This is a genomic window from Salinimicrobium marinum (assembly GCF_014651535.1).
Taxonomy (GTDB): Bacteria; Bacteroidota; Bacteroidia; order Flavobacteriales; family Flavobacteriaceae; genus Salinimicrobium; species Salinimicrobium marinum.
In genome coordinates this window covers 12,105-30,294 of sequence record NZ_BMXB01000016.1, presented here as the reverse complement: position 1 = coordinate 30,294, position 18,190 = coordinate 12,105, and the positions used below count along the sequence as shown (strand labels likewise).

14 protein-coding genes are annotated in these 18,190 nt (G+C 39.6%); 6 read left to right on the top strand and 8 right to left on the bottom strand.

Annotated features, from left to right (window positions below; translation table 11 throughout):
* Positions 1 to 20: 20 nt before the first annotated feature.
* The 4 genes from IE056_RS15225 to ric all read right to left on the bottom strand — a co-directional run bounded on the left by IE056_RS15225 (position 21) and on the right by ric (position 3,902).
* Positions 21 to 1,514, bottom strand: coding sequence for an MFS transporter (locus tag IE056_RS15225; protein ID WP_189605585.1), 1,494 nt, complete (start codon positions 1,512 to 1,514; stop codon positions 21 to 23).
* 560 nt (positions 1,515 to 2,074) lie between these two features.
* The gene (locus IE056_RS15220; protein ID WP_189605584.1) at positions 2,075 to 2,533 is read right to left on the bottom strand and encodes a hemerythrin domain-containing protein; all 459 of its coding nucleotides are present in this window, start codon (positions 2,531 to 2,533) and stop codon (positions 2,075 to 2,077) included.
* Between the two features lie 34 nt (positions 2,534 to 2,567).
* Entirely contained in the window at positions 2,568 to 3,035 is a 468-nt protein-coding gene (locus tag IE056_RS15215) for a hemerythrin domain-containing protein (RefSeq protein WP_189605583.1), read from the bottom strand.
* 141 nt (positions 3,036 to 3,176) lie between these two features.
* Entirely contained in the window at positions 3,177 to 3,902 is a 726-nt protein-coding gene (gene ric, locus IE056_RS15210; protein WP_189605582.1) for an iron-sulfur cluster repair di-iron protein, read from the bottom strand.
* Positions 3,903 to 4,140: 238 nt separating this feature from the next.
* Between ric and IE056_RS15205 the strand changes: the two genes are divergently transcribed.
* The 4 genes from IE056_RS15205 to IE056_RS15190 all read left to right on the top strand — a co-directional run bounded on the left by IE056_RS15205 (position 4,141) and on the right by IE056_RS15190 (position 8,720).
* A complete protein-coding gene (locus IE056_RS15205) occupies positions 4,141 to 5,409 on the top strand; it encodes a chloride channel protein (protein WP_189605581.1) in 1,269 nt (422 codons plus the stop codon).
* Between the two features lie 8 nt (positions 5,410 to 5,417).
* Positions 5,418 to 5,897: a hypothetical protein gene (locus tag IE056_RS15200; protein WP_229793781.1), complete on the top strand. Its 480-nt coding sequence runs from the start codon at positions 5,418 to 5,420 to the stop codon at positions 5,895 to 5,897.
* A gap of 352 nt (positions 5,898 to 6,249) precedes the next feature.
* Positions 6,250 to 7,056: a universal stress protein gene (locus IE056_RS15195; RefSeq protein ID WP_189605580.1), complete on the top strand. Its 807-nt coding sequence runs from the start codon at positions 6,250 to 6,252 to the stop codon at positions 7,054 to 7,056.
* Positions 7,057 to 7,466: 410 nt separating this feature from the next.
* Positions 7,467 to 8,720: a site-specific integrase gene (locus IE056_RS15190; protein ID WP_189605579.1), complete on the top strand. Its 1,254-nt coding sequence runs from the start codon at positions 7,467 to 7,469 to the stop codon at positions 8,718 to 8,720.
* Between the two features lie 155 nt (positions 8,721 to 8,875).
* Here IE056_RS15190 and IE056_RS15185 read toward each other — a convergent pair whose 3' ends face one another.
* The 4 genes from IE056_RS15185 to IE056_RS15170 are packed head-to-tail and all read right to left on the bottom strand — an operon-like array spanning position 8,876 to position 13,642.
* Complete coding sequence (locus IE056_RS15185) at positions 8,876 to 10,120, bottom strand: NAD(P)/FAD-dependent oxidoreductase (RefSeq protein ID WP_189605578.1); 1,245 nt, start codon at positions 10,118 to 10,120, stop codon at positions 8,876 to 8,878.
* Between the two features lie 12 nt (positions 10,121 to 10,132).
* The gene (locus tag IE056_RS15180; RefSeq protein ID WP_189605577.1) at positions 10,133 to 11,134 is read right to left on the bottom strand and encodes a 4-hydroxyproline epimerase; all 1,002 of its coding nucleotides are present in this window, start codon (positions 11,132 to 11,134) and stop codon (positions 10,133 to 10,135) included.
* 3 nt (positions 11,135 to 11,137) lie between these two features.
* Positions 11,138 to 12,706 (bottom strand): aldehyde dehydrogenase (NADP(+)), encoded by a 1,569-nt coding sequence (locus IE056_RS15175; protein WP_189605635.1) that lies wholly within the window; start codon positions 12,704 to 12,706, stop codon positions 11,138 to 11,140.
* A 21-nt stretch (positions 12,707 to 12,727) separates the two neighbouring features.
* The gene (locus IE056_RS15170) at positions 12,728 to 13,642 is read right to left on the bottom strand and encodes a dihydrodipicolinate synthase family protein (RefSeq protein WP_189605576.1); all 915 of its coding nucleotides are present in this window, start codon (positions 13,640 to 13,642) and stop codon (positions 12,728 to 12,730) included.
* A gap of 137 nt (positions 13,643 to 13,779) precedes the next feature.
* Here IE056_RS15170 and IE056_RS15165 point away from each other — a divergent pair, with 137 nt between their 5' ends.
* On the top strand, positions 13,780 to 14,640 hold the full coding sequence (locus IE056_RS15165; RefSeq protein WP_189605575.1) for an AraC family transcriptional regulator: 861 nt from the start codon (positions 13,780 to 13,782) through the stop codon (positions 14,638 to 14,640).
* A 339-nt stretch (positions 14,641 to 14,979) separates the two neighbouring features.
* Positions 14,980 to 18,180, top strand: a complete 3,201-nt coding sequence (locus IE056_RS15160) for a SusC/RagA family TonB-linked outer membrane protein (RefSeq protein ID WP_189605574.1) — start codon at positions 14,980 to 14,982, stop codon at positions 18,178 to 18,180.
* Positions 18,181 to 18,190 lie beyond the last annotated feature (10 nt).

Genomic DNA, 18,190 nt, shown 5'->3' with positions numbered 1-18,190 from the left:
AATATCATGGTTTTAGCAAATTATTTTTCTTCTTTCGCTTCGATTTGGCGCATTAGGTCCGGTTGCTCTTTGTGCATCATTTTCTGAATAGTACGGTGCATCCACCAGAGACAGATAGCCGAAAGTATTAAGGTGAACATCCACGCACTCGTCCAGAGTCCGCTACCATTGAGCAGGTAACCAAAAATGATAGGACAGAAAAATCCACCAAGACCGCCAAGAACCCCAACCATTCCTCCCACTACGCCCACTTCTTCGGGGAAATACTCCGGAATATGTTTATAAACAGCAGCTTTTCCCACACCCCAGATGCTACCCAAGATAATGACCAGGAAAGTAAATACCCACACGTTTGCTTCAAAAAATATCTTGGTCTCGCCACCGGCAAGTAATTCTTTTTTCTCAACCTGTTGCCCCACCTGTACCACAGGTTCCTGCCAGGTTTCTTTCTTCGGAAAAACAAAATCTCCTTCTACCTCATCAAAATTTGTTTCATCTTTTGCTATGAGTGGATATTCCACCCCTCCTGCCACAATACGATCTTCAGAAACGTGGGTGACCTCACCTGCCTGTTTCGCCATAATTCCATTTCCCGGAGAATAAATTTCCATCTTCGGAAATATCAGCAGGAAACTTATCACCAATGAGGATCCTAATACCCAATACATTACCTTACGCGCACCCCATTTATCGGACATCCATCCTCCTAAAGCTCTTATAACACCCGAGGGGAAACTAAAGGCCGCAGCAAGTATTCCCGCTGTAACAAGAGGCAGATAATATACGTTTACATAATACGGAACCAGCCATTGCGAAAATGCCACAAAACAACCAAAGACCAGGAAATAGTAAAGACCAAAACGCCACACCCGTATACTCTTAAGAGGCTGCATGAGTTTTTTCATAGTACGTTGTGCCGAAGGTTTTTTATTGGTGGCGAAGACCAGGAAAATGACTGCCATTAACACTAGTATTGCAGCATAAATTACCGGAAGTGTTCTCCAGTTCTCTATATCTGCTCCATTATTGGTAAGATTTTCCAGGATTGTGGGCGCGAACAAAGTAGTAAGCGCAGCGCCGGCATTTCCGGCTCCAAAGATCCCCAGGGCACGTCCCTGCCATTCTTTGTTGTACCAAACCGAGGTATAACCAATCCCCACCGCAAAGCCGGCTCCGGTTAATCCATAGCCAAAGCTACAAAGGGCAAAGCCCAGGAATGAATCTACGTATTGAAGAAGAAACATGGGGACGGCACTTATCAGCAAAAGGCCTCCAAAAACCCATTTTCCGCCGAATTTATCGGTCATGATCCCAAGAGGCAATCTAAAAAGAGAACCGGTAAGTACAGGAATTCCCAGTAGCCAGCCTATTTGTACCGAATCCCAGTCGTAAGCCCCGTTATCTACCAAAAAGGTAACTGTTACACCATTGAACATCCAGACTGCAAAACAAATTGTGAAGGCCAGAGTATTTAGAAAAAGCATCTTGTGCGACGTACTGGTAGGTTTTTCCATATCCTTGTTTCCAGGTTTTAACGATTTACAATTCAAAAAGTCTATTTCAAAATTTTAAAAACCCGGAACAATAACATCATTTTCCATCTTCCGGTTTTTAAAAATTGGTCGATGCAAATATCTGTGCTTAAGCCTGGCACAAAAATGACCATCATCAGTTTAGCTATATTTTTTCTCCCGATTTTCATACATGAAAACACTTTTTCTTATTTCAGGATGTGGATAAAAAACATAGTAACGACGTAAACAAAGTCCCCTTAATATGAAAAAAGGCTCCAGGTGTGGAGTCTTTTTAGTTCCGGAATAATTTCAAAGCTGGTTTCTTATTAAAAAGAGAACCAGCTGTTCATCAAGATCATTCCAACTGCAGGTATTCCTTCAGCTTAAAAAAGAACACGGAGAATTTTTATTTTATTAATGCTATTGCAATAAAGTTATCGGTTTTAGTACAAATGCGCAACTTCAGTATTTAATTTCGAGCATTTAATCAGGATTTTGTGATAATGGGAGCAGGATTCAGTTCCGGAAGAAGATCTTCAGAAATAGAGATTAAAGATTTATTAAACCCAGAAGGTATCTTTCCAGGTATCTTCCGAAAAGTCAATGCTGTCGTGATGCTGCTTCATGCGGGAAAGTTCTTCGGCACCGGCCGCCATTCTTATCTCCTTGTAAAGCGTCCTTTCTTCAAAACGAATGTAAGTAGCCAGTTCTTCCTCCAGCAGGTTCAATACCTTCTCATCGGTACAACTGCAGCTAAGCAGGCGCCGTATGCGCCGGTGATTGGCAAGCGCTTTTTTCACCCTTGCATTGTTCCCCAGCACAGGAAAAATATACTGCTCTTCGAGTTCAAAATGAGGTCCTAAATAATTTTTTTCAAACCAGTCGATATATTTCCTTATCCGGACGGTTTCAATGTTTCGGTGAAGACCTTTGCGGATACGTGCACAAAATTCAAGAGTATGCTTATGTTCGTTCGTCAGAGATTCCAGCGGTTCCTGGTTTTTTGCAAAAACGGTCATGGTTCAATGTTTGAATTATAATAAAAGGTTGTTATTAATTAGAGTTCCAGAAATGGTCTTTCCAGTCATCATCTGAAAATTTGATACTCTGGTGACGCTCCTCGATTTCGGCATATTCTTTTGGGGTAGCTACTTCCTGTATCTTGTTAAAAAGGATCCTTTCTTCAAACCGAATATGCAGGTCCAGCTCTTCTTCAATAGCATGAATGGCCTTAAATACTTCCTCCTCCTGGTTAAACAACCGCCTTAGTCTTCTGTGCTCTGCAAGGGCGCGCTGCACAAGTGCATTTTCATTGCCCAGCACCGGAAAAATATACTGCTCCTCTGCCTCGAAATGAGGATCGAGGTATTTCGTTTCAAACCAATCTATATATTCCTTTATGCGCTGCATCTCGACATTCCGTTTTACTCCTTCTCTAATCTTCCAACACAACAACAGTCCATGGTGGTGTTCCCTGCTCAATGGTTTTAAGGCTTCATGACGTTTTATAGGCTTCTTCATTTGTTTTCTGAGTTTTTACTTCTGAATAATTCTGAAAATTATGGTGCAGGAGCTACCGGGGAATCAGAATTTCTCCCTTTGGTTTATCCTGTAGAGCCCCGGCTGCACGAGTGACAGGCAAGGCTTTCAGGATTTTATATTTTATACTACAGAAAGTTTTTTCTCCAGGTTTAGGGCCTTTGGAAACAGGATATTGTTTTCCAGGTGCACATGTTGATGCAGGTCCTGCTCAAATTCTTCCAGCTTGGCATAAAATGCCCTGAAGGTATTGCAGGCTTCCTGTGGAGGAATATATTTATTGCTTAATGCAGAGATCTGCCGTAGGATTCCACCGGCTTCTTCATGCTCGGTTTCCATCATTTTGATACGGTTGTCTACAGTCCCGAAATCTGGCGGCGAAAAATCGGTTCCTTCTTTCTTCGCCTTTACCATCTTTTTAATGAACGGAAACAAGATCTCTTCTTCCTTCTTTAAATGAGCCCGCAGTTCCCTGGAAATTTCAGAAAATAACCGCTGAATTTGTACCAATTCGGGGTAATTACTTCCATGCACCCGCACTACCCGTAACGCATACTGGTAGATAAGAGGAATATTTTCCTGTACATAGGCATGATGCACATTGATAATATGATCTGTAAGAAAATCCAGTTTCCAGCTGTTGTAATTGTTGGTGCGGCCGGTGGTATTCTCTACTCCCAGCAGGTCTTTTTCAAGGTCTTCATACCTTATTGCTGCTTTTTCGGCTGCCCGTTTTACGCTAATTCCTCCGCCGCAGCAAAAATCAATTCCGTATTTTTTAAAAACATGTGCAGTCTGAATGTTCTCCGTAACCAGATCGGCTACTGTTTTTGATTCCAGTGTGTTCATAGTGCAGTTTTTTTTGATGATTGAATTACAAAAATGAAGAAACATATCCATTTGAATTATGACATGAATCATATTTACCTGATTCTCCGCCTGTTCAGTTCTATTTTCTTGCTTTTCTTCCTGAAACTCCTCTTATATACCTTTTTAGTTACAACCTTCTTCTTCGGAAAACATCTTTCCACCACTTCCTGAGCCTGATAATTTATCTAAATTGCGCCCGAAAAGAACAGAAGCAGCCGTGAAAATAAAGACCCGCAGAAAATTAATTACTTACCTCGATGTCCTGGACCAGCCGTTAAAATTCAATCCTTTTCTTTTTAGCAGGACCTTTCTGCTATGGGCTGTTTTAGGAGTTGCCGGTGGGATCATTTCAGGGGTTTACTGGATCACCCTGGAAATGATCATGCATGCCCTGGCCGTTTTTGAAGGCTGGCAGGTGATCCCCACAATGGCCATCGCAGGGCTTCTCGCTGGTTTTGTGATCCATTTTATAGGCGATCCCGGGGAGATCCATCTTATCGTAAATAACATCAGGTTTAATAAAGGTGAGCTGGAGCCAAAGAACAATCCGTCGATGATATTGTCGTCCCTGCTTTGTGTAGGATCTGGCGGCAGTCTGGGCCCCGAAGCTCCGCTGGTACAGGTCACGGGATCTACGGGAACCTGGCTGGGGAAAATGCTGAGGTTAAAAGGCGAGGAACTCCGGTCGGTTAGTATTGCCGGGATGGCATCTGGCTTTACAGCCCTTTTTGGAGCACCGCTGGGAGGAAGTCTCTTTTCCCTCGAAATCTTACATCACAAACATGCCGCAGAGTATTATCAGGCCATTATTCCGGCTTTGGTAGCGAGCTGTTTCAGTTACCTCATTTTTGCACTCATCATGCATCTTGGGCTTGGTCCAATCTGGGATCTGCCGGCTTATGTCATGGAAGATAAATTTGATTTTGCCTACGCCGTCCTCTTCGGAATTGTGGCAACCTTGTTTGGCTGGATCTTTATTTACTGCACAAAATTCCTGAAATCCCTCTTCGGAAAATTACTGCTTCCTATTTATTATAAAACCCTTATAGGAGGAATTATCCTTGGGATTATTGCTTTTTATTATCCGTTAACCCGATATTTTGGGCATCACGAGATCAACGAACTTTTATTGAATGAATCTTCCCTGAAATTCCTGGGAGCCATTCTTATCTTTAAAATAATTGCTATTGCCGTCACGGTAACATCTGGGTGGAGAGGTGGTTTTATTATTCCGCTGTTCTTTGTGGGAGCCACTTTAGGACTCATCATTCACCAGATTTTTCCATCAACTAATTTGCCGCTGGCAATCGTGACATCCATGGCTGCCATCAATGCCTGTGTCACCAGGACACCTATAAGCACCACGATCCTGTTGTCAACCCTCACAGGATTCACCTATTTCATTCCAATATTGTTCGCCAGCTTAACGGGATATTTCCTGGCGCCAAGAATCCCTTTTATCAGTTCCCAAATGGACAAATTTTAAACTCATTAATGATGGAATATATTACAGTAGCAAGGGTTATTCACATAGTCGCCATTGTACTATGGATTGGAGGAGTATCAATGGTAACCACGGTTATCATTCCGGCGGTCAAAAGAATGAGATCGAAAGAAGAACAAATAGAAACCTTTGAAAAAATAGAAGGCAAATTTTCCCTGCAGGCCAAAATCACCACTGTTTTGACGGGATTGAGCGGATTTTACATGGTCGAGGTAATGAACTCCTGGGGGCGATTTCTAGACCTCACCTTCTGGTGGATGCATGCCATGGTGCTGGTATGGTTCATTTTTACGATCATCCTGTTTATCCTTGAGCCTTTTGTACTGCATAAACTGTTCAGGAAGTATGCAGAAAAAAATCCGGAGAGAACGTTTGACATTCTGCACAAAGCCCACTGGGTTTTGCTCATGCTGAGCATCATTACTATCATTGGTGCCCTGGCGGGTAGCCATGGCCTGTACTTCTTTTAATACTTCCAATTCTCTTCGGAAATATTCCTTCAGTTTTTACAGTAGATTTCTGGCATTTTCAGGTGTCCCTGCAAAATATTCATTTCAGTTTATGATTTAGGTAAATGCAGAAAAATAAGCACTTTTGAAATGCGCTACAGTATCCTCTTCCGAAGAAAAAAATACCGAAGCCTCCTCCTGCTCTGGGTATTAACGCTGATAAAAGCTTTTTTCTGCCGGAAAATCCGATTTTCAGAATTCAGGTTAAAACCGCTAACATATTTCACCTTCAGATCATTAAATAGCTAAAAATCTGATTTTGATCATTTTTCCCGGACCATCATGGGAGTATTTTCGCATCTTAATAATTACAATGATGAACGTACTTATTCTTTCCGATTTTTCAGCAGTGGCTATAAATGCTACCCATTATGCCATGGATCTTCTACAAAAGGAAGAAGTGCATTTCACCCTGCTGAATATTTACGTTTCAGAACCAGGGGCTACAGAAGAAGCCATTACCGAAAAAAGGAATGCTACCAAAGCTATTTTGGAAGAAAGGGTACAGAAACTTAGTGCACGATTTAAAGGCCGACTGCACCGCGTTTCCGGTTGTTACTTTGAGGGAAAACTTGTGAATGCCGCACGGGATTTTGTACAGAAAAATGAGGTGGATCTCATTGTAATGGGTGCTGTTAGCAAAAGGTTCCATCATAAAACCATTTTGGGGGATCATACATTTGAGATCATTTCCAAGATCAAATGCAACATCCTGGCAGTTCCTGAAGACAGCAGTTTCACAGGACTCAAACGAATGCTGATGCCGGTGGATTTTTCTGCCTCTTTTGGCAACCGAAATCTTCAGTTCCTCAACTTTGGCAAGTTTTTCCATAAAACCCGATTAAGCGTAAGGGAAATAATGAACACGCCAGACCGTGAGGACGAAAAACGTCTGAAACAGGAACTTTTCAAAGACCTGAACCACATTCGCGCCGATTTTGCCACGCTCGATGAATCTGCCGTATATGATCAGAAAACCTGGACAGACATCCAGAACAAATTTGACCTGATCGTCATACTCGGAAAAAACATCAAAATTTGCGAACGGCTCCTCCACAACCGCCACGGACTTTACACTTCAGCGCCCAATCGTCTACCAATTTTGGTGTTGCATGATTGAAGCGTAATTAGTTATGGAACTACTCTAAAATGGTTTTAAAGCTCAATACAATTTCAGTACTTAAAATTATTTTGGACGTTTAGTCTAGAACAAAGATGTTCAATAATTCTGAGAATTATCAGTAACCTTTTTTCCAATTACAACACAACTATTACCAGTTGATATTCTGGACTTCGTCTTAAAAGGCTCCGCTCAGGAAAGGCTTCTCGTCTAGGGGGGGGGGAACGAAAAAACCCCGCCAATTTGGCGAGGTTTTACTTTGTGGTCCCACCTGGACTCGAACCAGGGACCACCTGATTATGAGAAGTTAAATTTGGTTTTCTTTTACTTGCATTTGCCTTCTTATTTGCTGATTTACAGTATTTTATGATTTTTTATTTTGCAGCTATTTTCATATAAACTACCTTTAAATGGCAATTTGTTGTACCTATGTTGTACCCGTTTTTAGAAATAATATGATAAACGTCAGGATAGTTTTACGAAAAAAAATTCTCTCTAATGGAGAATTTCCAGTTTGTCTTAGAGTTACGAAAGACAGGAAAACAAAATATTTTAAAACCCTTTTTAACGCGACTGAAGACGAGTGGAATGCCAATCCAGGACAATTCAATAAAAGGAACAGGAATTACCTTCAAAACAATAGACTTTTAAATAAGTTTCAGGATCGAGCTCTGGAAATTCTTGGGAAACTTAAAATGGAAAGCGACGATTTCACATTAGAGGATTTTGAAAAGAATTATCGGGTGATCACAAATCCTGTACAAAATAATGTATTTGCTTTTTGGAATGAGATTATAGAAGAAATGACCCAGGCAGGAAGGATGGGAAATGCCAGAATAAACCGCGAGGCTTATAAATCAATTTTAAAGTTCAATGGGTCTAAAAATTTGACATTTAAAAATATCACTCCCACTTTTCTTAACAAATATGAAGTCCATATGCGGGCAAGAGGCGGTACCGATGGCGGCATAGGAGTTCCTATGCGTGCATTACGAGCCCTCTTTAACTTCGCTATTGAACGTAATATGGTTAAGGAGGAGTATTATCCATTCAAAATCTATAAAATCTCGAAACTAAAAGGGAAAGGATTAAAAAAAGCTCTGAGTATCGAGCAAGTGAAGAAAATAGTTTCACTTGACCTTGAGCAATATCCCGGGTTGACCAACAGCCGTAATTTCTTTGTCTTTAGCTTTTATACCAGAGGAATAAACTTTGCCGACATGATGAAACTGGAGTGGAAACAAATTGATGATGACAAAATATATTATACCAGATCCAAAACCAAAGGTACCTTCATCATTAAAATTGTTCCTCCAGTTAGAGATATCCTGGATTTCTATAAAGAACAGAAGCGAGATACAAAATATGTTTTCCCTATTCTCCTACACGATAACCTTACCCCCTCCCAAATTGCGAACAGAAAACATAAAGTACTTCAAAGATATAATCTCCAATTGAAGGAAATTGCTGAAATCTGTGGGATTAATAAAACTCTGAGCAGTTATGTAGCTCGGCACAGTTTCGCAAATTGTATGAAGCAAAAAGGCGTAGCAACGGATATCATCAGCGAATCTTTGGGACATCAAAATATAGCCGTTACTCAAGCTTATTTGAAGGAGCTTGATAGTTCTGTTTTGGATGAAGCAGTTGAACTTCTAATTTAAGCGCTTCTATTTTCTAAAGTGTAATTCTTTTTGAAGCCAAACTAACTTGTGTTTAGTTAAGAATAATATCTTCAACTTTATAGTTTCCCTTCCGGAGGAACGAATGAAAATACGGGAATTATCTGCAGTAATGTTAACTTAAATATGCTCCACTCCTAATTAAATCGCTCCACTTTAAATGGATCTAATTTTACAGATGTATCACTACCTGAAATAACTTCAGTAATAAGTTTTCCTGTAATAGGACCTAGACTCCAGCCCATCATAGCATGACCAGCAGCTATTGTAAGATTTTTATATGCTGAAGTTCTTCCAATAAAGGGCAACCCATCAGGCGATACCGGACGAAGGCCCGAAACTGCAGCATCTCTTTCCTCTTCAGTAATTACTATATTACGATAGTAATCCTGCACCGAATCTGCGATTGCTTTTACCCTTGGTTTCCTTATAATGGAGTTCATACCAGAAAACTCCATGGTACCCGCAAAACGTGTAAAATCTTTCATAGGTGTAACGGCAACTTTAGCTTCAACCAGAATTGCCGGAATTGTTATACCCATAGGTCTCTGTACATTAATCGAGTATCCTTTTCCTCCCTGTATAGGAATATTTATTTTTAATGATTTTGCTAATGAAGAGGTCCAACACCCTGCTGCCAAAATAAATTCATCTCCTTCAATAACAGCACCCTGAGTTTTAACAGCAATAATTCTATTATTTTCTGATACTATTTCCTTCACCTCCTGATGTAAAATAAACCTCACCCCCTGTTTCTCTAGCCAGGATTTAAGATTTTTCATAAATTCATTAGGTGTAGTATGGGCGTCGCATTCATAATGTACAGCTCCTATAACCTCATCAGAAAATATTGGATACCGCTTTTTAAGTTCTTCTTTAGAAATATTTTTCGCCTCCAGTCCTTCATTAACTGCACGCTCTGCCAGTTTCAATTCATGCTTTTCACTTTCCGTATTTTTGTAGACCATTAAAAGTCCCTTTCTCTCATAATGAAAATCGAAATCTAGTGATTCCAGCATGCTCTCATAAAGATCCCGGCTCTTAAGGTTGATCTCTGTTAGAACAGGTATGGCCTTTTCGACTTTTTCTAAAGTAGCAGATTTCTTAAAATGAAATGCCCATTTAAAAAATTCCATGTCAAATCGTGGTTTTATATAAAAAGGACTGGAACTTCTTAGCATCCATTGGAGGCCTTTAGTTATCATTCCCGGTTCAGCAAGTGGAGTAAAATGACTAGGCGTTAAATAACCGGCATTAATAAAAGAAGCTCCGGTTGAAATATCCCCCTGATCGATCACCGAAACTTCATAACCTTCTTTAACAAGGTAATAGGCAGAGCATAAACCTGATATTCCGCCTCCTACAATAACTACTTTCTTCAACCGATTTTATTTTTATAAGACCTGAAAACCATGTGCATAGGGATCGTCATCATCAATAATGATAGTGTTGTAGCCAGTAACTTGCGCCCAGCCTTCTATACTTGGTATGATAGCTTTCTTTCCATTTAATTCCGCTTCTTCTTCTATTCTACCTGTAAACCTGCTCCCTATGATACTTTCGTGAACAAATTCATCTCCTTTTGCCAATTTTCCTTTGGCATACCATTGTGCCATTCTTGCACAAGTTCCTGTACCACAAGGGGAACGGTCTATAGCTTTATCTCCATAAAAAACAGCATTACGGGCAGTCGAATTTTCATCAATGGTTGCTCCCGTCCAAAGAATATGGCTAAGTCCATTAATTGTAGGATCTTCAGGATGTACAAAACTCTCATTTGCATTAAGGCTTTTCCGCACTTCCCTACTCCAGGAGATCAGTTGATTTTCCTGATAGTGTTCCAGACCTTTAAAATTATCCTGAACTTCTACAATGGCATAAAAATTTCCACCGTAAGAAACATCTACATTTAGCAATCCTAAATCGGGGCATTCAACTGAAATATTTTCAGCAGCCAGATAAGATTTAATATTTGTAAGCCTTACTGATTTCACCTTCTTTCCCTCCTGCACATAGGTTACCTTCACTAGCCCTGCAGGTGTTTCCAGCCTTAAGATTCCCGGTGTTTTGGGGGCAACCAAACCTTCCTCAATCATTACCGTTACCGTACCTATAGTACCGTGACCGCACATTGGTAAACAACCACTGGTTTCGATGAATAAAATACCCGCATCATTTTCAGGATTGGAAGGTGGAAAAAGAATGCTACCACTCATCATATCGTGTCCACGAGGTTCAAACATGAGTCCTGTTCTTATCCAGTCATAAGTTTTTAAAAAGTGCTGACGTTTCGCACTCATATTTTCTCCTTCAATAAAAGGACCGCCACCTGCTACTACCCTCACAGGGTTTCCACAGGTGTGCGCATCTATACATAAAAAAGTTTTTCTTGCCATTTATTACAAAGCATCTTTAGTAACTTTTCCATTTACATTTCTTGTTATTCCCATAGGATTGCCATTCTTCAATTCTTCCGGAAGTACGAAATCCGGCCAATCCTGGAAAGACACAGGACGTACCCACCGTTTAACAGCTGTTAATCCAACAGAAGTGAATTTACTGTCTGAAGTTGCAGGAAAAGGCCCTCCATGAGTCATGGCAGCACATACCTCGACGCCTGTTGGTACTCCATTAAAGATTAGGCGCCCTACTCTTCCCTTAAGAGCATCTATAGTTTCTTTAAATTCTGACAGTTCATTTTCTTTCGAATTCAGAACAGTTGCTGTAAGTTGCCCCTCAAGATTGTTGATTATTGCAGTAAGCTGCGATTTATTCTCACATTTTACAACCACAGAGAAAGGTCCAAATACTTCATTATGGAAAGATTTGTTATTCATAAATACGTTTCCCTCTACTGCTATAACCTTCTGCTGAGCATAATTCGGGTTTACTTCATCAGGAAAATCAGCGACTTCGGTAAAACCCTGTTGTGAAAGTATTTCATTTTTTGATTTCTCATATTGAGCTTTAATGTTAGGGTGCAGCATACACGTGGGATCGATCTTGCGAATTGAATCTCCTAAAACCTGAATAAAATTATCCAGAGCGTCTCCTTTTATTCCCAGGATTAATCCAGGAGCGGTACAAAACTGTCCGGTCCCTAGGGTAATAGATCCAGCATATTGTTCGGCCCAAAAATCTCCTCTTTCATTAAGAGCAGAAGGCAATGCTACTACCGGATTTACACTACCCATTTCTGCATACACAGGGATTGGTTCTTCTCTTCCGGCAGCAAGTCTGCATAATGCAGTTCCTGCTTTTATACTCCCGGTAAATCCTACTGCTTTTATCTTTGGATGCTTCACCAACCATTGCCCAACTTCTATCCCACTACTATTCAGGTTAGAAAAGACTCCATCTGGCATTCCGGTTTTAGTGGCTGCCTTTATAATGGCTGATGAAACCAGTTCTCCGGTTCCGGAATGCATAGGGTGTGATTTCACCACAACAGGACAACCTGCTGCCAATGCGCTCGCAGTGTCTCCACCTGCGGTGGAAAAAGCAAACGGAAAATTACTTGCTCCAAAAACCGCAATCGGACCAACAGGTGTGAGCATTCTCCTGATATCTGGTTTGCCTTCAGGATTGCTTATAATTGCTTCAACCCAAGAACCCTCCCTTAGCATTTCTGCAAAAGAATGCATTTGAGCAACTGTTCTTCCAAATTCTCCGTTAGCCCTTCCTTCAGACAAGCCCGATTCATTTACATAAATTTGGATTAACTCTTCCTTTAAGGTCTCAAATTCCGATGTAATGGCTTCTAGAAACCTTGCTTTTTCGGCAGCAGATTTATTCTTGTAAACATCAAAAGCTTTACTCCCTTTTTCAACTGCAGTATTTAATTCATCCTTTGTGGCTTCAATAAATTCCTGTTCATTCTCTGAATTCTTTTCAGGGTTGATGGTTTTATAAGTTGTTTCACCTAAAGCGGAAAGCTCTTCTCCAATATAATTTTTTCCTGTAATCATTGCTTTCTGTTTTTCCATTTTTTATAAATTCTTGTATTCCGGGAGTCGAGGCCGACATAACATTGCCTTTTCTATAATAGTAAGAACCCTTTTTCGCTCTTCTCCCTGTAAAGGTAAGCGTGGAGGTCTTACATTTTCGGTACCTAAGCCCGTGGCTACTTCGGCCAGTTTAATGTTTTGCACCAGTTGTGGTGAAATATCGAGCTCCAGTAGAGGCATGAACCAACGGTAAATTCTAAGTGCCTCTTCAATTTCACCGGCTTTTACCAGTTCGTATATAGCGACTGTTTCAGCAGGATATGCTGCAACAAGACCGGCCACCCAGCCATCTGCTCCTGCAACAATACTTTCTAGGGCCAATGTATCTACTCCACAGAGTATTTTCAACCTGTCACCAAACCTATTTTTGATGCGGGTAACATTACTTATATCACGGGTTGATTCTTTTACCGCCTTAATATTGCTCTCTTTTAATAAAATTTCGAACATATCCAGTGTTACCTCAATTTTGTAATCTACGGGATTGTTATAAATCATTATCGGCAGGGATGTGCTTCTCGCTATCTCCTGGAAATATACTGTAGTTTCATGATCTGTCGCCTTATAACGCATAGGAGGTAACAACATCAGTCCATGAGCACCAATTTCTTCTGCACGTTGTGCAACTGCTACAGCGCCTTCAGTGGATTGCTCTCCAATATTTATTATTACCGGCACAGCCCCCTTAGTGAATTCCAGAGTCTTAACTATCAATGTTTCCTTCTCCTCACTTGTCAAAGTACTTGCTTCCCCTAAAGTTCCTCCAAGAATAATTCCGTTGACGCCGGCATCCAGTTGTGCTCTAATGTTCTTTTTAAAACTTGTTAGATCTAATTGATCGCCATCAGTGAATTTTGTTGTTACAGCAGGCATTACGCCTTCCCAAATAAGTTCCATTATTATATATTTTTTCCAAATTTATATTTTATAAAATAAGCAGGATTTGTATTTATTATCGAAAACTTATATTATATTACCTGGTATAAATAGTAATTAGTATTTATACCAGGTAATTTTTACAAAAACATTAGAAATTGAAAGTTTTACCTTTTAAGATTCCCAAACCAGAAGACGGAGCACTCGTTTATCAAGAGGATCACGAAATCGTATTCTATGATCAACTACATCAACACGAAGAAATCCAAATAAGCTACATAGCTGCTGGATCAGGTTCTTTAATCGTTGGAGACAGTATTAACTATTACAAAAAGAATGACATTTTGGTAATTGGCGAAAACATCCCGCATGTATTTAGGAGTGATGCGAATGCCTCATCAAAATCCATTATGTATACACTGTTTTTTACCAGGAATTCTTTTGGAAAAGGTTTTTTTAAAATAAATGATCTTATAGAACTGGATACCTTTTTCAAAAATTCCATATATGGGATGAAAATTACTTCCAACCAAACCAAAATTATTTTTCAATTTGAAAGATTGAGGAACATAAATGGAATTGAACGTATTGCCTCTCTTCTCATAATTTTAAATTTAATTCTTTCTTCAGAAAAAGAGCGATTATCCTCTTTTGTTTATAATAAAAAATATACAGATGCTGAAGGGAAAAGGATGAATGAAGTTTTTCAATACGTCATGGATAGGTTTAATGAACCCATATCTTTGGATGAAATTGCTGCAACAGCGAACATGAGTAAAAATGCTTTTTGCCGTTATTTCAAAAAGCGCACTAATAAAACTTTTTTTCAATTTCTTATTGAATTGCGGATTGAAAATGCGTGCAAATTATTGTATAAAAATAAAGAACTTTCTGTTGCTTTGATATCAGAGCTCTGTGGTTTCCAAAATATAGCCAACTTCAATAGAAAATTCAAAGCTTTAAAAAATATGACTCCTTCTAAATATCGTTTGCAATTTCAAAAAACCGACTCTGTTTAAGCCTAATTGTTTTGCTGTTTTTTCACCTGTGAATCTCCACTTTCATCTGTCTTAGCCAAATAAAATTTATCTCAAATTGGCTGTTTAATAAAAATATCTTCTTATAGGAAAATATCAGTTAACAATATTTTCTCAAATTACCTGTCAAAGAAAAGACTGAAGCTACCAATCATCCCCACTATATCGAAGAATACACCTACAATATACCTAAAAATTTTTAGTAAAATCTTTATTTCGGTTAAGATAGTATAACTTTAAGTTAATAAAATGTTATCTATTTTTTGTGACTATCCTCTAATTTGGTATAAATTATTTTGAATTTTTTAACAAAATCATAATATGAAGAAGAAACTATTACTCCTGGTTGTTTTTGGATTATTTCAAATTTCAACCATTTATGCTCAGGAAATGACAGTAACAGGTACTGTTACAGATGATTCAGGTGTACCTTTACCTGGTGTTAATGTTGTGGTAAAAGGAACCTCTAACGGAGTCCAAACTGATTTTGATGGGAATTATTCCATTGAGGCCGGTAAAGGACAGGTTTTAGTGTTTTCCTTTGTTGGTTTACAAACTGCAGAATTACCTGTGACTGACGATCCCGTTGTTGATGTAACTCTTGCACCTGATGCGACAGAATTAGAGGCCGTGGTGGTAACAGCCTTCGGGATTCAACGAGAAAAAAACAACCTACCCTATGCTGCTCAACAAATAAGCGGAGAGGACGTGAATGAGACCAGGGTCGGTAATGTAGCTAGTGGTCTTTCTGGTAAAATATCAGGACTTCAGATTACACAAGGGAATGCCGTAGGTGGTTCTGTGAATGTAGTTATTCGAGGTGCAAGTTCTTTAACAGGAAATAACCAAGCTCTGTTTGTCGTAGATGGTGTGCCTCTTGACAATTCAAACACAAATTCTGCATCCCAACAGACAGGAGGGGGAGGCTATGATTATGGTAATGCTGCTGCAGATATAAATCCTGATGATATTGAATCCATTAACGTACTAAAGGGAGCAGCAGCAAGTGCTCTTTATGGATCAAGAGCTGCAAATGGAGTTGTGATGATTACTACGAAAAAAGCCAGTAGGGGTTTAAATATTTCTATAAATTCCGCTGTGATTGTAGGCCAGATTGATAAATCAACCTTTGTAGAATATCAGCAAGAATATGGTGCCGGTCGTTCTGATCCACAGGACAGAGATGGATTTCTTTACTTTGATGTCAATGGAGATGGAGGAAATGATCTTGTAGTACCAACTTTTGCGCCTAGATCATGGGGTCCTCGTTATGATCCTAATCTTATGGTCTACCATTGGGATGCTTTTGACCCAAGTTCACCCAATTATTTACAATCAAGGCCATGGGTAGCACCGGAAAACGGACCTGAGACTTTTTATGAAACTTCAGTATCTACGAATAATAGTATAATAATTGATGGAATGGTTGGTGAAGAAGGTTCTGTTAAATTCGGATATACCAGAAATGATGAAAGAGGAACGCTACCAAACAGCAGAGTGTTGAAAGATATCTTCAATCTCCATACAAGTTATAATATAACCAATACCTTGACTGCTAGCGCAATGGTAAATTATTCTCAAATTGAAGGCCGAGGCAGAGCCGCAACAGGTTATGACGGTGGTCGTAACATAAATAGTGTTTTCCGTCATTTTAATCAGACGAACGTAGATATTCAGAGGCAAAAAGATGCATATTTTAGGACTGGCAGAAACATAACCTGGAATTGGTCTGACCCTACAAGGCCTGAAGGTCTCCGACCAGCTTTTTACAACAACACGTATTGGACTGTATACGAAAACTATCAGGATGATACCAGAAACCGGGTTTTTGGAAATGCCTCCCTCGTCTATAATCCAACTAACTGGCTTGAATTTTTAGCTAGAATCTCTGTGGATCAATATGATGAAAGTCAACAGGAAAGACGGGCAGTAGGAAGTTCTGGTATTCCTTCTTACTCCCGGTTTGACAGAAATTATAATGAAACAAATTATGACTTACTAGCAACTGCAGAGCGAGATTTGACAGAAGATCTTGCTCTGAATGCACTTGCAGGAATCAACCTCCGAAGAAACACGATTTCTTCAGTTTCTTCCTCTACAACAGGAGGACTGGTTATTCCCAATCTGTACGCGATTTCAAATTCCTTAGGCACCATACCTGCACCCATAGAAACCTTTCGGCCAAGGGCAGTCAATGGTTATTTTGGTGGATTGACTTTAACATATAAAGATTACCTAACTTTAGATGGAACCTTAAGGAGAGATGTCTCCTCAACACTTCCTTCAAATGACAATGCCTATAATTATTATGCTTTATCAGGAAGCTGGCTTTTTTCTCATCATTTAGCCGATTTTGAATGGTTATCCTCTGGAAAGTTCCGAGCTAATTATGCCACTGTGGGGAATGATGCTCCCTGGGGAAGTCTACAAGATATATATTCCAAACCCGACCCTTTTGGTGAGACTCTTTTATTCTCTTTGCCAGATACCAAAAATAATGCTGCTTTAAAACCGGAGACTACCATCAGTAAAGAGGTGGGATTAGAAATGGCATTCTTCAAAAACAGGTTTGGATTTGATGCATCCTATTATCATACGAATACAGTGGATCAAATAATGCCCGTTGCAGTGTCTTCCGCGACAGGATATACCAGTAGATTTTTAAATGCTGGTGAAATTGAGAACAAGGGTATTGAGTTGTCCTTTTATGGGGCTCCAATAAGGAATACGGAATTTTCTTGGAACGTGAACGTAAATTTTACTCGAAATAGAAATAAAGTACTTTCCTTATATGAAAATAGTAGTAATTTACAATTAGCTTCATTTCAGGGTGGAGTTAGTCTGAATGCTTCTGTCGGAAGACCGTATGGTGAACTCCAGGGTGCTACCTATGAAACTATTGAAGGGCAGAGATTAATAAATGATAATGGACTTTATGCGATTACTAATACAACTTCAAATGTAATTGGTAATGTAAATCCGGATTGGATCGGAGGAATTCATAATTCATTTAGGTATAAAAATTTGTCCTTGAGTTTTCTAGTAGACGTAAAAAAAGGAGGAGATGTTTTTTCACTTGATATGCTCTATGGATCTATGGCTGGTCTTCTACCGAGGACAGCTGGCACAAATGACCTTGGAAATCCTGTACGAGATGCCGTCGAAGATGGAGGCGGAAGGATATTACCTGGAGTTACTGCAGACGGTACTCCGAATACCCAAAGAGTTACGATAACATCTAATAACAGTGCTTTCGAACCTCAATCGGAATTTGTTTATGATGCGAGTTATGTCAAGTTAAGGGAATTATCTTTGTCGTTCTCATTCCCAGAAAGTTTAGTTCCTTCGAACGTACAAGACCTTGAACTGTCAGTTATTGGCAGGAACTTATGGATCATTCACAAAAACGTACCTTATGCTGATCCTGAAGAAAATCTCTCTTCCGGAAATGTGCAAGGCTACCAAAGCGGATCGTTACCCACTACAAGAACCCTTGGTTTAAACCTAAATATAAAATTATAAGATGACCATT

What these genes read in the sequence shown, in the direction of transcription:
- IE056_RS15225 (WP_189605585.1), bottom strand. Translation starts at nt 1,514, where the DNA reads ATGGAAAAACCTACCAGTACGTCGCACAAGATGCTTTTTCTAAATACT.
- IE056_RS15220 (WP_189605584.1), bottom strand. Translation starts at nt 2,533, where the DNA reads ATGACCGTTTTTGCAAAAAACCAGGAACCGCTGGAATCTCTGACGAAC.
- IE056_RS15215 (WP_189605583.1), bottom strand. Translation starts at nt 3,035, where the DNA reads ATGAAGAAGCCTATAAAACGTCATGAAGCCTTAAAACCATTGAGCAGG.
- ric (WP_189605582.1), bottom strand. Translation starts at nt 3,902, where the DNA reads ATGAACACACTGGAATCAAAAACAGTAGCCGATCTGGTTACGGAGAAC.
- IE056_RS15200 (WP_229793781.1), top strand. Translation starts at nt 5,418, where the DNA reads ATGATGGAATATATTACAGTAGCAAGGGTTATTCACATAGTCGCCATT.
- IE056_RS15195 (WP_189605580.1), top strand. Translation starts at nt 6,250, where the DNA reads ATGATGAACGTACTTATTCTTTCCGATTTTTCAGCAGTGGCTATAAAT.
- IE056_RS15190 (WP_189605579.1), top strand. Translation starts at nt 7,467, where the DNA reads ATGGCAATTTGTTGTACCTATGTTGTACCCGTTTTTAGAAATAATATG.
- IE056_RS15180 (WP_189605577.1), bottom strand. Translation starts at nt 11,134, where the DNA reads ATGGCAAGAAAAACTTTTTTATGTATAGATGCGCACACCTGTGGAAAC.
- IE056_RS15175 (WP_189605635.1), bottom strand. Translation starts at nt 12,706, where the DNA reads ATGATTACAGGAAAAAATTATATTGGAGAAGAGCTTTCCGCTTTAGGT.
- IE056_RS15170 (WP_189605576.1), bottom strand. Translation starts at nt 13,642, where the DNA reads ATGGAACTTATTTGGGAAGGCGTAATGCCTGCTGTAACAACAAAATTC.
- IE056_RS15160 (WP_189605574.1), top strand. Translation starts at nt 14,980, where the DNA reads ATGAAGAAGAAACTATTACTCCTGGTTGTTTTTGGATTATTTCAAATT.